The 13,481-nt window shown below is 32.8% G+C and carries 10 protein-coding genes and 20 tRNA genes; 2 read left to right on the top strand and 28 right to left on the bottom strand.

Annotation, left to right across the window (positions count from 1 at the left end; translation table 11 throughout):
- Positions 1-26: 26 nt before the first annotated feature.
- The 23 genes from ACREWB_RS06420 to ACREWB_RS06310 form a co-directional block, all read right to left on the bottom strand.
- Positions 27-103, bottom strand: a tRNA-Arg gene (locus ACREWB_RS06420).
- A 47-nt stretch (positions 104-150) separates the two neighbouring features.
- Positions 151-224: transfer RNA gene (locus tag ACREWB_RS06415), tRNA-Gly, on the bottom strand.
- A 5-nt stretch (positions 225-229) separates the two neighbouring features.
- Positions 230-304 (bottom strand) — tRNA-Gly (locus ACREWB_RS06410).
- Between the two features lie 28 nt (positions 305-332).
- Positions 333-416 (bottom strand) — tRNA-Leu (locus ACREWB_RS06405).
- Positions 417-431: 15 nt separating this feature from the next.
- A tRNA-Lys gene (locus ACREWB_RS06400) sits at positions 432-507 on the bottom strand.
- A gap of 4 nt (positions 508-511) precedes the next feature.
- A tRNA-Gln gene (locus ACREWB_RS06395) sits at positions 512-586 on the bottom strand.
- Positions 587-594: 8 nt separating this feature from the next.
- A tRNA-His gene (locus tag ACREWB_RS06390) sits at positions 595-670 on the bottom strand.
- A gap of 4 nt (positions 671-674) precedes the next feature.
- Positions 675-751, bottom strand: a tRNA-Arg gene (locus ACREWB_RS06385).
- 31 nt (positions 752-782) lie between these two features.
- Positions 783-856: transfer RNA gene (locus ACREWB_RS06380), tRNA-Gly, on the bottom strand.
- Between the two features lie 14 nt (positions 857-870).
- Positions 871-946: transfer RNA gene (locus tag ACREWB_RS06375), tRNA-Pro, on the bottom strand.
- A gap of 15 nt (positions 947-961) precedes the next feature.
- Positions 962-1,037: transfer RNA gene (locus tag ACREWB_RS06370), tRNA-Lys, on the bottom strand.
- Positions 1,038-1,041: 4 nt separating this feature from the next.
- Positions 1,042-1,118 (bottom strand) — tRNA-Arg (locus tag ACREWB_RS06365).
- Between the two features lie 27 nt (positions 1,119-1,145).
- Positions 1,146-1,220 (bottom strand) — tRNA-Gly (locus ACREWB_RS06360).
- Between the two features lie 28 nt (positions 1,221-1,248).
- Positions 1,249-1,332, bottom strand: a tRNA-Leu gene (locus ACREWB_RS06355).
- A gap of 15 nt (positions 1,333-1,347) precedes the next feature.
- Positions 1,348-1,423 (bottom strand) — tRNA-Lys (locus ACREWB_RS06350).
- Between the two features lie 4 nt (positions 1,424-1,427).
- A tRNA-Gln gene (locus ACREWB_RS06345) sits at positions 1,428-1,502 on the bottom strand.
- Between the two features lie 8 nt (positions 1,503-1,510).
- A tRNA-His gene (locus ACREWB_RS06340) sits at positions 1,511-1,586 on the bottom strand.
- Positions 1,587-1,590: 4 nt separating this feature from the next.
- Positions 1,591-1,667, bottom strand: a tRNA-Arg gene (locus tag ACREWB_RS06335).
- Between the two features lie 31 nt (positions 1,668-1,698).
- A tRNA-Gly gene (locus tag ACREWB_RS06330) sits at positions 1,699-1,772 on the bottom strand.
- Between the two features lie 14 nt (positions 1,773-1,786).
- Positions 1,787-1,862, bottom strand: a tRNA-Pro gene (locus ACREWB_RS06325).
- A gap of 189 nt (positions 1,863-2,051) precedes the next feature.
- On the bottom strand, positions 2,052-2,522 hold the full coding sequence (locus ACREWB_RS06320) for a metallophosphoesterase (protein ID WP_431546636.1): 471 nt from the start codon (positions 2,520-2,522) through the stop codon (positions 2,052-2,054).
- A gap of 38 nt (positions 2,523-2,560) precedes the next feature.
- Positions 2,561-3,157 (bottom strand): XTP/dITP diphosphatase, encoded by a 597-nt coding sequence (locus tag ACREWB_RS06315; RefSeq protein WP_431546635.1) that lies wholly within the window; start codon positions 3,155-3,157, stop codon positions 2,561-2,563.
- A gap of 36 nt (positions 3,158-3,193) precedes the next feature.
- Entirely contained in the window at positions 3,194-4,168 is a 975-nt protein-coding gene (locus ACREWB_RS06310) for an AIR synthase family protein (RefSeq protein WP_431546634.1), read from the bottom strand.
- Between the two features lie 93 nt (positions 4,169-4,261).
- Between ACREWB_RS06310 and ACREWB_RS06305 the strand changes: the two genes are divergently transcribed.
- Positions 4,262-5,641: a hypothetical protein gene (locus tag ACREWB_RS06305; RefSeq protein WP_431546633.1), complete on the top strand. Its 1,380-nt coding sequence runs from the start codon at positions 4,262-4,264 to the stop codon at positions 5,639-5,641.
- 19 nt (positions 5,642-5,660) lie between these two features.
- Here ACREWB_RS06305 and ACREWB_RS06300 read toward each other — a convergent pair whose 3' ends face one another.
- The gene (locus ACREWB_RS06300; RefSeq protein ID WP_431546632.1) at positions 5,661-7,271 is read right to left on the bottom strand and encodes a peptide ABC transporter substrate-binding protein; all 1,611 of its coding nucleotides are present in this window, start codon (positions 7,269-7,271) and stop codon (positions 5,661-5,663) included.
- A 218-nt stretch (positions 7,272-7,489) separates the two neighbouring features.
- Between ACREWB_RS06300 and ACREWB_RS06295 the strand changes: the two genes are divergently transcribed.
- The gene (locus ACREWB_RS06295; RefSeq protein WP_431546631.1) at positions 7,490-7,738 is read left to right on the top strand and encodes a hypothetical protein; all 249 of its coding nucleotides are present in this window, start codon (positions 7,490-7,492) and stop codon (positions 7,736-7,738) included.
- Between the two features lie 269 nt (positions 7,739-8,007).
- Here ACREWB_RS06295 and ligA read toward each other — a convergent pair whose 3' ends face one another.
- The 4 genes from ligA to secG all read right to left on the bottom strand — a co-directional run bounded on the left by ligA (position 8,008) and on the right by secG (position 13,277).
- Entirely contained in the window at positions 8,008-10,002 is a 1,995-nt protein-coding gene (gene ligA, locus ACREWB_RS06290; protein WP_431547155.1) for an NAD-dependent DNA ligase LigA, read from the bottom strand.
- Between the two features lie 135 nt (positions 10,003-10,137).
- Positions 10,138-12,387, bottom strand: coding sequence for a DNA helicase PcrA (gene pcrA / locus ACREWB_RS06285; RefSeq protein WP_431546630.1), 2,250 nt, complete (start codon positions 12,385-12,387; stop codon positions 10,138-10,140).
- 179 nt (positions 12,388-12,566) lie between these two features.
- Complete coding sequence (locus ACREWB_RS06280; RefSeq protein ID WP_431546629.1) at positions 12,567-12,869, bottom strand: YerC/YecD family TrpR-related protein; 303 nt, start codon at positions 12,867-12,869, stop codon at positions 12,567-12,569.
- A gap of 171 nt (positions 12,870-13,040) precedes the next feature.
- Positions 13,041-13,277, bottom strand: a complete 237-nt coding sequence (gene secG / locus ACREWB_RS06275) for a preprotein translocase subunit SecG (protein WP_431546628.1) — start codon at positions 13,275-13,277, stop codon at positions 13,041-13,043.
- Positions 13,278-13,481 lie beyond the last annotated feature (204 nt).

Genomic DNA, 13,481 nt, shown 5'->3' with positions numbered 1-13,481 from the left:
CAAACATAATGTTTGTATGGCTTTCATGGTGCGCCCAGAGGGAGTCGAACCCACGGCCTACAGATTCGAAGTCTGCCACTCTATCCAGCTGAGCTATGGGCGCAAAATAATTTATAAAAAGTCTTTAGTATAAATACTAAAGACTTTCATTGGAGCGGGTAGAGGGAATCGAACCCTCGTAATTAGCTTGGAAGGCTAACACTCTACCATTGAGTTATACCCGCATGTTTGGAGCGGGAGACGAGATTCGAACTCGCGACGTTCACCTTGGCAAGGTGACGCTCTACCACTGAGCCACCCCCGCATATTCCCTTGTTTATAATAAATAGTAATGGTGCAGGTGAAGGGACTTGAACCCTTACACCGTGAGGCGCTAGATCCTAAGTCTAGTGCGTCTGCCATTCCGCCACACCTGCCGATTATTACTATTTTGGTGGCTTACCGGGGAATCGAACCCCGGACACCATGATTAAAAGTCATGTGCTCTACCAACTGAGCTAGTAAACCTTATTGGCTGGGAAGGCAGGATTTGAACCTACGAATGCCACAGTCAAAGTGTGGTGCCTTACCGCTTGGCGACATCCCAGCATTAAATGGGGTGAAAGATGGGGCTCGAACCCACGACAACCAGAATCACAATCTGGCGCTCTACCAACTGAACTACTCCCACCATATGGTGTGTCTTAAGGGATTCGAACCCCCGGCCCACGCCTTAGAAGGGCGTTGCTCTATCCAACTGAGCTAAAGACACTTATGTACATTATAATACGCCTAAGCATATTTGGAGCGGGTAGAGGGAATCGAACCCTCGTAATTAGCTTGGAAGGCTAACACTCTACCATTGAGTTATACCCGCATATTAATTTAAAATGGTCGGGGTGACAGGGATTGAACCTGCGACCTCATGGTCCCAAACCACGCGCGCTCCCAGCTGCGCTACACCCCGACATTATTTAAAAAATGGTGCGACACCAGGGAATCGAACCCTGGACACCCTGATTAAGAGTCAGGTGCTCTACCAACTGAGCTAGTGACGCATATTGGTGTGTCTTAAGGGATTCGAACCCCCGGCCCACGCCTTAGAAGGGCGTTGCTCTATCCAACTGAGCTAAAGACACTTACATATTTATATGCCTAAGCATATTTGGAGCGGGAGACGAGATTCGAACTCGCGACGTTCACCTTGGCAAGGTGACGCTCTACCACTGAGCCACCCCCGCATATTTCCTTCTTTATAATGAATAGTAATGGTGCAGGTGAAGGGACTTGAACCCTTACACCGTGAGGCGCTAGATCCTAAGTCTAGTGCGTCTGCCATTCCGCCACACCTGCCAGTTATTACTATTTTGGTGGCTTACCGGGGAATCGAACCCCGGACACCATGATTAAAAGTCATGTGCTCTACCAACTGAGCTAGTAAACCTTATTGGCTGGGAAGGCAGGATTTGAACCTACGAATGCCACAGTCAAAGTGTGGTGCCTTACCGCTTGGCGACATCCCAGCATTAAATGGGGTGAAAGATGGGGCTCGAACCCACGACAACCAGAATCACAATCTGGCGCTCTACCAACTGAACTACTCCCACCATATGGTGTGTCTTAAGGGATTCGAACCCCCGGCCCACGCCTTAGAAGGGCGTTGCTCTATCCAACTGAGCTAAAGACACTTATGTACATTATAATACGCCTAAGCATATTTGGAGCGGGTAGAGGGAATCGAACCCTCGTAATTAGCTTGGAAGGCTAACACTCTACCATTGAGTTATACCCGCATATTAATTTAAAATGGTCGGGGTGACAGGGATTGAACCTGCGACCTCATGGTCCCAAACCACGCGCGCTCCCAGCTGCGCTACACCCCGATATCCATTAAACCTTTATATTATAATGTTTAATGTTCTAAATTACCTTTAACCTCACAAAGATTTAAAATGAATGTTTTTTTGTGACGACATGGATTATTCTACACCATATATGCTAATACGTCAATACTTTTTTCAAAGTTTTCCTGTTGAATATTGCAATAAATTGTCCCATGGTATTAGCTTATGCTAAAATCTTATTAAAGTTGGATTTATAACCTCTCCATCAATATTAATAATAGCAAAACTCCCAGCTCCATCTCTTGGCTCAGATACACTACCAGGATTTATATACCATATACCCTCCTCAAAATCTATTTTTGCAATGTGAGTATGACCATATAAAACTATGCTAGATCCTGTTTCTAATGCCTTATATCTTAAATTGCACAAATTCTCTTTTACACTATATTTATGACCATGAGTTAAAAAAATCTTTTTCCCACCGATATCTTCTACCAGGTCATATGGTGTTTTAGTACAAAAATCACAATTACCTCTCACATTAATTATTCTACCCTTGTAGTACCTCTTTAGAATTGATATGTCATCTACATTATCACCTAAGTGAATTAGTACGTCCACTGCCTTTATTTTCTCTCCTAGCAGCTCTATACTGCTAGCATTCCTATGTGTATCACTTATAACACCTATACGCATTTAAAACCACCTTGTCCTTTAATAGTATATTACATTTCTTATATTAATCTTTCCATCTCACTTTTTAATTTACTAAGTGCCCTTCCCCTGTGACTAATAACATTTTTTTCTTCTGGGCTCATTTGAGCAAAAGTTTTATTTACTTCTTTTACAAAGAATAAGGGATCATATCCAAATCCTTCTTCTCCTCTAAACTCAGCTGTTATTATCCCTTCAGTTTCCCCTTGAACTTTTACTATTTGATTTTGATTTATTATAAGTACCATTGCACAAATAAATTTAGCTTTTCGCTTTTCTTCTCTTGTGCCATCTAAAAGAGATAGTAATTTATTATTATTTTCGCTAGTATTTCCATGTTCTCCTGCAAACCTTGCTGAAAAAATTCCTGGCGCTCCATTTAAAAGTTCTACTGATAATCCCGAATCATCTGCAAGCACCATATCCCCATTAGCTATTTTAAAAATCTCATTAGCCTTTATTTCTGCATTTTCCATAAATGTAGTTCCGGTTTCCTCTACATCTATATTGATATTAGCTTCTTTCAAAGATAACACCTCAAAAGGAAATTGTGATAATATTTGTTTTATCTCTTTAATTTTATGTTCATTATTGCTAGCAACTATTATTTTTTTCATTATTATCTATCCTTACCTCTCTTTTATATATAATAATTATATACTAAATAATTCATCTCTAGTAGGTGGCAAAACGTCTCTTTCAGTATCATCAGTTACTAGTATACCTCTAGCCCCAGTGATATTTCCTATTATTGTAGCCTTTATGCCTTTACTATTTAATTTGTCTACTAACTGTTTACCACTAGCAACTGTTATTAACATACTTCCCGATGATATAAATTTCAGAGGATCAATATGAAGTTTCCCACATATTTTATAAGTTATATCGCTAATTGGCATTTTATGATTATATACCTTAAATCCCAAATTACTAGCCTCAGCTACCTCCCAGAGTGCTCCTAGCACTCCCCCTTCTGTTATATCATGCATTGCATTAACTCCATGCTCTCCAGCTATACGACCTTCGTTAATTACACTAATACTATTAATATATTCTTTTGCTATTTTTACCTCTTTAAGGGTTAAAACATCTTTCACTTTATGGATATGGTCATTTACTATAATTGAAGTTCCTTCCATACAGAGTAATTTGGTAACAACAATATCATCACCAATCTTTGCTCCTGATGTTGCTACTGCACGTCCAGCCTTTCCTTTTCCTATGGCAGTGCAGGAAACTACTATTCTATTAACAGCCTCTGTAACCTCAGTGTGCCCACCTAATATTTCCACATTGTGTTTCTTGGTCTCTTCATCTATTTCTGCCATTATATTTTTTATATCTTGAAGCGTAGCAGTTGGGGGTACTAGAATTGTGACTAAAATACCCACAGGCTCAACTCCACAAGAAGCTATGTCATTACAATTTATATTAACTGCCAGTTTACCTATATTTATATCTGCGCCTGTTATTGGGTCTGTAGAAACGATACATTCATACTCACCAAAATTTATGACACTACAGTCTTCTCCTATTCCACTTCTAATTCTTACATCAGATCGTACAACACTTTTATTAACCTCAATTATTTGTTTTAAATCATCCCAATTAAGTTTTCCAATTTCCATTTAAATTCTTCCTCTCTAATTTAATAAAACTAGCACATTTTAACAAACCAAATCATATTATTTATATAAGGACTAATATATGGTGGTGATATTTTGAAATTTATAGGACCTTTTTTAAGAACTAATACATTAAACAAAAAAAACATAAAAAATCAATTTTTCCACTTATCAAAAGAATCTTTAAAAGATATAGTTTTTGGATCAAAATGTGGAATATACATTCCAGCGCGTGATTTAAAATCTAAATCCTTTTCTAAGATTGATATTAACACAATTAGTTTAAATTCTCCACTTTTATGTGTTTACAGAAAAGCAGATGCTAAATTAAAATCTCAGGAAAGTATCTTAACTTGGAATGAAAACAAGGTAAAAAAAGAAATAACAATTAATAGTAATGCATTCATGACCTTATCACTATTAGAACTGGTAGACTATTATAGTAGCTTTAAAGACATTGACGACAATATATATGCTCTAAGCTCTACTTACCTTAAACTATGCAAAGAACAATTAGAATTTTATGCTTCTTATTTTCGAAACAAAGATGGTCTGTTTGTTGATAAAAAAGATTTAACAGATCCTCTAAACCAAGAATTTAATTTTGAAGATAAAAACAATAAATTCAAATTTTCTGATCAAGCATTTATGATGTCAGCTTACTACAAATATTCTTGTAATGATAAAAGCAAACAAGAGGAAGAATACAAAAAATTCGCTCTAGATATCTTAAATATGTTTGTTCAGTATAAAGAAGAAATTTATAATTCCTCCTTTGAAGAACTCAATAAAATATGTCTGGCATTAAATGTTTTTTACAAGTACTCCGGCCTTAAACAATGCGAAGATTTATTAAAAGATTTTTCGGATTTGATAATGGAACAATACAATTCCAAACCATCTATAATAATTAACGCTAAATTGGATTATTCCTGTATGCTTTTTATAAATTGTATGCTTATGTATAATAATACTCACTTTCATAAATTCAAAGAAACTAGTGACGATTTATATGAAAAGCTTACAAAATTATATGAAAATAATAAAGGTATTATCCTAAAGGAAAGTAATGATAAAGAAATAACTTATACCTGTGATGAACTACTACTATACATGTACAGCCTAATGATATATTCTGATTTTAATAATCCGGAAGATAATTCTTCCATGCTTCAAGATATTTTCAAGAACCAAATTTTAGATTCGGGTTTGGTTTTAAGTTGGCCAGATGTTCCTTCTTTAGATAATGTAGAGCATTACAGAAATTCTTCATTAAAATCAGAAGATTTAATAGGAGATGAAGATTTCAGAATGCCTAGTATACCAGCCCCTGAAAATAACGAACTCGCTTCTATATTTATTAAAAATATTGTATACAACAAAAAAAAGGAGAGCTTCAAGCAAAGTAAATCCTCTTTTGATAGTAGCAAAAATATGTTTATTTTCTTTTTAACAATATTTTTCCGAAACAAATAACATTAATTCTATTAAGGGATTACTTAACAGTAGTCCCTTCCTCTTTATAAGCATAATCAAATACTAAATTCCCATTTTTAGTGGTATATATATCTTTAATATTTTCTTTTTTGCATATAATTGTATTTCCAATATATACGGGTATGCATGGCAAATCTTTCGCTAATATTTGTTGTGCATCTTTATACATCTCTATTTTATTCTTATTATTATTCTCCATAATTGCACTTTCAATAATTTTATCATATTCTAAATTATTATATCCATAAATATTATATGATGAATTTGATGTCCATCTACTAAAAAATTTATAAACATCTCCATACTCATCGTCAATTTTTGAAAATACTATATCATAATTGCCACTCATAATTACCTTTACAAGCTCATCTTTTTCATAGCCAGTACAAACTACATCTATATCTAAATTATCATCAATATATTGTGCTATTTCCTTACTTATCTTAGTATCAAAGTTTTCACTTTCATAAATGATAGTTAATTTCTTTTTATCAAAAGTACTGTTCTTTAAATACTCTTTCCCTTTATCTCTATCTCCAAACACATTAAAAATTAATTTACTGTTATCTACATCTCCCCCACTAAACTGCGTGTAGTTTATAGCTGGAACTGCTAAATCTTTTGATACAGTTTGTATAATCAGTTCCCTATCTATTGTAGAGCTAATTGCATTTCTAAAATTCAAATCTAATATATCTTTTTCATCTGCTTCATTTTTAGTTTTTAAATTAAACGTTAAATAATACATAGTCTGCGATGGTATTACTTCAGTTTTATTTTCCATACTAAGGGAAATCACCTCACTTATTGGTGGACTTACAAATACATCGATTTTTGATGTAGAAGTAATCTCAGTAGTTTCAAAGTCTGCTAAGGCTTTCTCTTCATCTTTTATGGAAGTAAAGAGCATTTCATTACTAACAATCTGTTTAGCTCTCCAATAATCTTCATTTTTACGTAAAGTTATCTCCCCATCTTGATTTACATCTTTTATGATAAATGGACCACTATATTTAATTTCTTCATAATTATCTTTCCAGTTTTTTAAATTTAAATTATTTTCCCTTAAGGTGAAAACCGGATTACTAAGAATATTTAAGAAATAATCATTAGGGCTATTTAGCCTTATCTCTAAGGTGAAATCGTCCTTTGCAGCAATAGCAACTCCATCAACATTTACTTTCCCCATACTAAAATCCTTAGCTCCAAATATACAATACAACTCTTTAGCGTAAATATTATCTTTTTCTAATAGTGTATCGAGAAAAAACTTTACAAAATCTCTAGCTTTTATTACGGTGCCATCACTATAATGAATATTTTCTCTTAATTTAAAGGTATATCCTATTTTATCCTCTGAAATATAATATTCTGCCATAGCAGGTACTATCTTTCCATATTTATCTTCTCGAACTAATCCCTCAAATAAAGCTAATAACAAATCCTTTTGTCGTGCATTATCATTATCTGCCATAGACAAATCAGATGGCAACTCTCCTAAATTATAAACCAAGTATTTTCTTGAAGTTGAAGGTTTAACTTTCTTTTCAACACATCCACTAGTTAACATCATCATAAATGCTAACATTCCACATAATATTTTTTTCATATATATCTCCTACTTTCCCACTACTCAAAGTATTGACTTGTTATATATGAAATAATCAATAGCATAATAAAAATTAGAGCACAATTATTTATGGTAGTAAGCGAATTTGGCAATGAATTCTCCTAACTATGTTAGCTTTTTGCACTTTAATTATGTTATAATATACTTATTCATTTACATAATTTATGTAATCACAAGTTGTAAAGGGAGGTATTTCTATGTTAATCATAACTATTCAAATAATGGCTATACTTACCATGTTAACTTTTATGTTTACCGCAATATGGGGTTTTATTCTTTTAATTAAAATATATGACCAGTTAAGATATAAAAATTATTTAATGGAAAAACTTATACATAACACATCTAAATTATCTTTAAACCATGATAATAGCGAATGTAACAAAGCTGATGTTAAAGTAAAAGATACTCTTATACCAAACGAAAAAGAAATTTCAGCATCCTAACATAGAAAGCATCTACCTTAGACGCACAAAAGAACATCGATTAACCTCGATGTTCTTTTCTTATATCTCCCTAAATATTTTCATTATAATTATTTTCACTGAAATAGAATATCCCTTGTTTATTTGAACTACACATTACCACAACGAAAGTGAATTTATCTGAAGTGACTTGCAGAAGAAACGACAAAACTATTAGAATTGCTTAATGGATTTTCTAGTTTGGAGTTCGTATGCAAGGCCCTTCGGATAAATCCACTTTGAACATCCCCCTATTTTAACATATTTATAAGTTCCTCTTCAGTTATAACTGTAACTCCAAGCTTTTGAGCCTTTGTAAGCTTACTTCCAGCATTCTCTCCAGCTAACACATAATTAGTTTTACTGGATACAGAACCTGCTACTTTCCCACCATGCTCTTCTATCATCACTGTAGCCTCATCTCGCCCCATAGAAGCAAGTGTACCAGTTACAACGAAGGTTATTCCATCAAACACAATATCTACCTTACTTGACTCTTCTACGGCCATATTTACGCCATAATCTTTTAACCTGTCAATTATTTCTAGGTTTTTATCATCCTCAAAAAACTTTAGTACACATAAGGCACTTATTTCACCTATATCCGAGACATTTTGCAATTCTTCCAAAGATGTATTTTTTAAATCTTCAATAGACTTGTAATTCTTCATTATACTTTTCGCTGCTACTTTTCCAATATTAGGAATCCCAAGGCCCGTAAGTAGTTTTTGAGCTTCATTACTTTTGGATTTATTTATAGCTTCTAGCAACTTATCCGTATTCTTTTCTTTCCCTATTATACCCTGATTTATAAGTTCTTCTCTGTAATTAAAGAGTGAATATATATCCGCAATATTTTTGATATACTCCGCGCGAATAAGTTCCTTAATGTACGCCTCCCCAAAACCTTTTATATCCATAGCATTCCTGCCAACAAAATTAATGATGTGTCTTTCTAATTGCGCAAGGCAACTAGGGTTCGTACATTTAATATCAGCTGTATCCTTTTCACGTACAGTTGGTGTACCGCATACAGGACATATGTCAGGAATCTTAAATCTAATTAATTCTTCAGTACGTTTTTCTTTGACTACATACTTTACTTTAGGTATAATCTCTCCTGATTTATATACAACAATTATATCTCCAACTCTTATATCTAAATCATCGATAAAATCTTGGTTGTGAAGGATTGCTCTAGATACCGATGTTCCACATAAACGAATTGGCTCAAATATTGCTGTAGGGGTAATTCTACCAGTTCTTCCTACCGACACTTCAATATCTAGTAATTTTGTTTCTTTTTCTTCTGGAGGAAATTTATAAGCTATAGCCCATTTCGGAACTTTAGAAGTATTTCCAAGTTCTTCCCTATCTTTAAGGTTATCAATTTTTATAACAACTCCATCAATGTCATATGCTAAATTACCTCTTTCCTCTCCTATAGACTCAATAGCATTCCACACTTCATGGGCTGTTTTACATTTCACATAGTTCTCAATAACTTTTACACCTTGTTTTTTTAACCATTCATAACTTTTGGTATGTGTTTCAAATTGAATTCCCTTGGCATCTTGAACGTTAAAAATAAATAGAGATAATTCTCTTTCCTTTGTTATTTTACTATCTAACTGTCTGAGTGTTCCTGCAGCACAGTTCCTTGGATTGGCAAATATCTTTTTTTCTAATAACTCCTGCTGTTCATTAACCTTATTAAAAGCAACAGTTGACATATATACTTCACCACGAATTTCCAGGTACGGAATAGGCTCTTTCAGCTTCTTTACAACATCCGCAATCACTTTAGCATTTTCAGTGACATCCTCTCCTTGAATTATTCCATCTCCCCTAGTCACAGCTACTGTTAATTTACCATCGACATAACGCAAGGCAATTGACAAACCATCTATTTTAAGTTCAACAACAAAGGTTGGATCATTAAGCTCTTCAATCTTTTTATTTACATAAGCATAGACATCTTCTTTTGTAAATACGTCTTGCAAACTGAGCATTGGGACATTATGCTTTACCAGTACTCCAGCTTTTCTTTTAGCACTTCCACCTACTGTTTGAGTTGGGGAATTTAATGTGATAAGTTCTGGATGCTCACTCTCCATTTCTTTAAGAGTAAGCATTAATGTATCGTATTCATGATCTGATATTTCCGGTTCATCTTCGTTGTAATATCTATCACTATGATATTTAATTATCTTTTTTATTTCGTTAATTTTATCTTCTACATTCATAATACTTGAGGCCTTAGACTGCATTTCTTTATTTTTATCCATAAATTACACCCTTTCCCACAAAATACAAATAATAATTTTGATAATACAAATAAAATAACTAGCACACTCACTAGTTATTCTACCCAACATTACCTATAACATTTCTATAGGTGCTTTATTTAACATTAATTTTTTAATTCCCATATTATCAAAGGCTATTGAAACTAAAGCATCTCCACTAGATTTTGAAATTGACACAATGGTACCTATTCCAAATTTACTATGTCTTACTTTTCTACCTACAGTAACTTCCCTTTGCTGTCCTAAACTATTTTCTTGCGCAGTAACTGAAAGGTAATCATTTACAGATGTTTTATTTTCTGTAGCAGGATGACTTAAAAGACCATGAGGATTATAAGCTGCCGGAGCCTTAGTTTTCTTTCTCCTTAATACTTCCACAGTCCTATTATTAGCTCCCATAACAATTTCTTTTAAATTCGGAGAAATTTCACTTATAAAATCAGAAGGCGGATATCCGACAATTCTTCCAAACACCATTCTACTCTCTGCTGAGCTTATATAAAGTTTCTCTTCTGCTCTTGTTATAGCAACGTAACATAGACGCCTTGATTCTTCCATTTCAGTAGGATTATTTATAGAAGACATACCTGGAAACAAACCATTCTCCATACCTACCATAAATACTACTGGAAATTCTAACCCTTTGGCACTATGTACCGTCATCATTCCCGCAGTTTCAATAGTTTCATCTGGATCATCAGTTGTTGATCCTAAACTTACCCCTTCTAGGAAAGTTAATAGTGATTTATCTTCAGAAGTTTTTTCAAATTCTACTGCGTCCGATACTAATTCCTTTATATTTTGAACCCTGCTCTCATCCTCTGGTTCCTTGGAATTTTCTAACTGTTTTAGATATCCTGTATCATTTAAAATAGACTTAATTAGTTCAGACACAGGTACCTCTTCATTTTTAGCCATAAAACTATTCATAAGGCTAACAAATTTAGTTATGGATGATATATTTCTAGTTGTAAGTGTTGGTATTGTATCTACATCTAGTATTGCACTATACAAACATTGTTCTATACTAGTTGCAAATTCTTGAACCTTTTCTATAGTTGCATCGCCTATATTTCTTTTAGGTACATTTATAATTCTTTTTAATGCAATATCATCAAGTGGATTATTTATAACTTTTAAATACGCCATTATATCTTTTATTTCTTTTCTATCGTAGAACTTTAATCCACCTACTATTTTATAGGGAATTAAATTTTTCCTGAAGCTCTCCTCAAAAATACGAGATTGTGAATTCATTCTATATAAAATTGCAAAATCCTTATAACTCCTATTCTCTTCCTTCATAATTGTTTTAATCTGAGTTGCTACAAAATTCGCCTCATCTCTATCTGAAAAGGCTCTATATAAATTTATTTTTTCTCCAGCATCTTTTTCAGTTCTTAGCGCTTTATCTTTCCTCTGAGAATTATTTCTTATAACTTCATTAGCTGCCATAAGTATATTCCCTTTAGATCTATAATTTTGCTCAAGTTTAACCACCTTTGCCCTTGGGTAATCCTGTTCAAAATCTAAGATATTGGTAACATCCGCGCCTCTCCAAGCGTAAATGCATTGGTCATCATCCCCAACTACGCATATATTTTCATTTTTATCTACTAAAAGTCTTACCAGCTCATATTGCGCTTTATTAGTATCCTGGTATTCATCCACCATAACGTACTTAAATTTTGAATGATAAAAGTCCAAAACGTCTTTGTTATTTTTAAGAAGTTCTACCGCTTTAAAAATTAAATCATCGAAATCCAATGCATTGTTAGCTTTTATCTTTTTTTGATAAAGAAGATAAACATCAGCCACTTTATTTTTTCTGAAATCATGTTCATTTTCTTTTTTATACTTTTCCGGTGAAATAAGTTCATTTTTAGCATTTGATATCTTATTTAATATTTCTGAATCAGTTAAATCTTTATCATTAATATTAAGTTCCTTTGTACACTGTTTAACCAAACTTTTTTGATCATAACTATCGTAAATAGTAAAATTCTTATTGTATCCTAGTTTATCTATCTCGCGCCTAAGAATTCTAACACAACTTGAATGAAAAGTAGAAATCCACATATTATCGGCAATATTTCCTACAAGTGATCGTACCCTGTCTTTCATTTCACCAGCTGCTTTATTAGTAAAAGTTATTGCTAAAATCTGTGATGGATATATATTCAAATCTTGTATCATATGTGCTATTCTATAAGTTAAAACCCTTGTTTTCCCAGATCCTGCACCAGCTAGTATTAAAAGCGGACCCTCAACTGTTATTGCAGCCTCACACTGCTCTTTATTTAACAAACTTTGTAAATCCACGAAACCACTCCTTATATATTATAGTAATACTAGCTACATTTAGCATTACTACTATTTAACTACAAACATACCTATAATTATATCACAAATTTACAAAACTTAAACATTTTTAAAAATAGAGACGGTTATGTTAACCGTCTCTTTTAATTAAATTTGCAATCACATAAAAATAAGTATAATTATTTATTTTTCTCCAAACGCCCTAATATAAGCTTATACCCATCACTACCATAATTTAATGATCTATTTATTCTACTTATAGTGGCAGTACTGGCCCCTGTAGTACTCGCTATATCCAAATATGTCTTTTTATCTGCTAACATTTTTGCTACCTGTAGTCTTTGCTCAAATGCTTTAATTTCATTTATAGTGCATATATCTTCAAAAAATCTATAGCACTCTTCTTTTGATTTCAAACTTAAAACTCCCTCAAAAAGAAAATCCATATTTTTACTTTGTAATTTAGAACTATATTCGCTCATCATCTTTCACCTCTAATAATCATAGATTACTTTATACAATTCTATCATTTATATTGCATTTATACTATTAGAACTTAAATAAATAAAAAAAATTGCAGTTTATTAAAAATTATTTAAATAAACTGCGATGTATTGTAAAATATTTATTTAATTATGATTTAGATAATAATATTATTTAACTAAATTTAACATCACTGTAGTTATAACAAAACAAATTGCAGAAACTGTTGTAACTTTTACCATTACTGATTCAAAAGTTTTTATTTTATTTTTTGTAAAATGAGTCTCAGAAGCTCCGCCTCCTCCTACAAGACCACTTAAGCCATCTGATTTACTAGGTTGCATCATAACTGATACAATTATAGCAATTGAAGATATAACCTCTAAAACCATTAGAAAATTATGCATATGTACACCCCCTATTTATCGAATACTTAATTATTTTAGCACATTCTAAAGCACTTTACAACGCAATGCAATTCATACACTAACATTATAATATGCTATTTAATTTAAACATTATGAATTTTGTATTATTTAGTTAAGTTTAACACAATTTCACTCGCAATACCACTCTAAATAAAATATAAGAGTATAGTCTTTAAAGACTAT

Source organism: Clostridium sp. (assembly GCF_050717635.1).
In the GTDB taxonomy this organism is placed as follows: Bacteria; Bacillota; Clostridia; order Clostridiales; family Clostridiaceae; genus Clostridium_AD.
The sequence above is the reverse complement of the archived record's forward strand: the minus strand, read 5'-3'. Positions and strand labels throughout refer to the sequence as shown.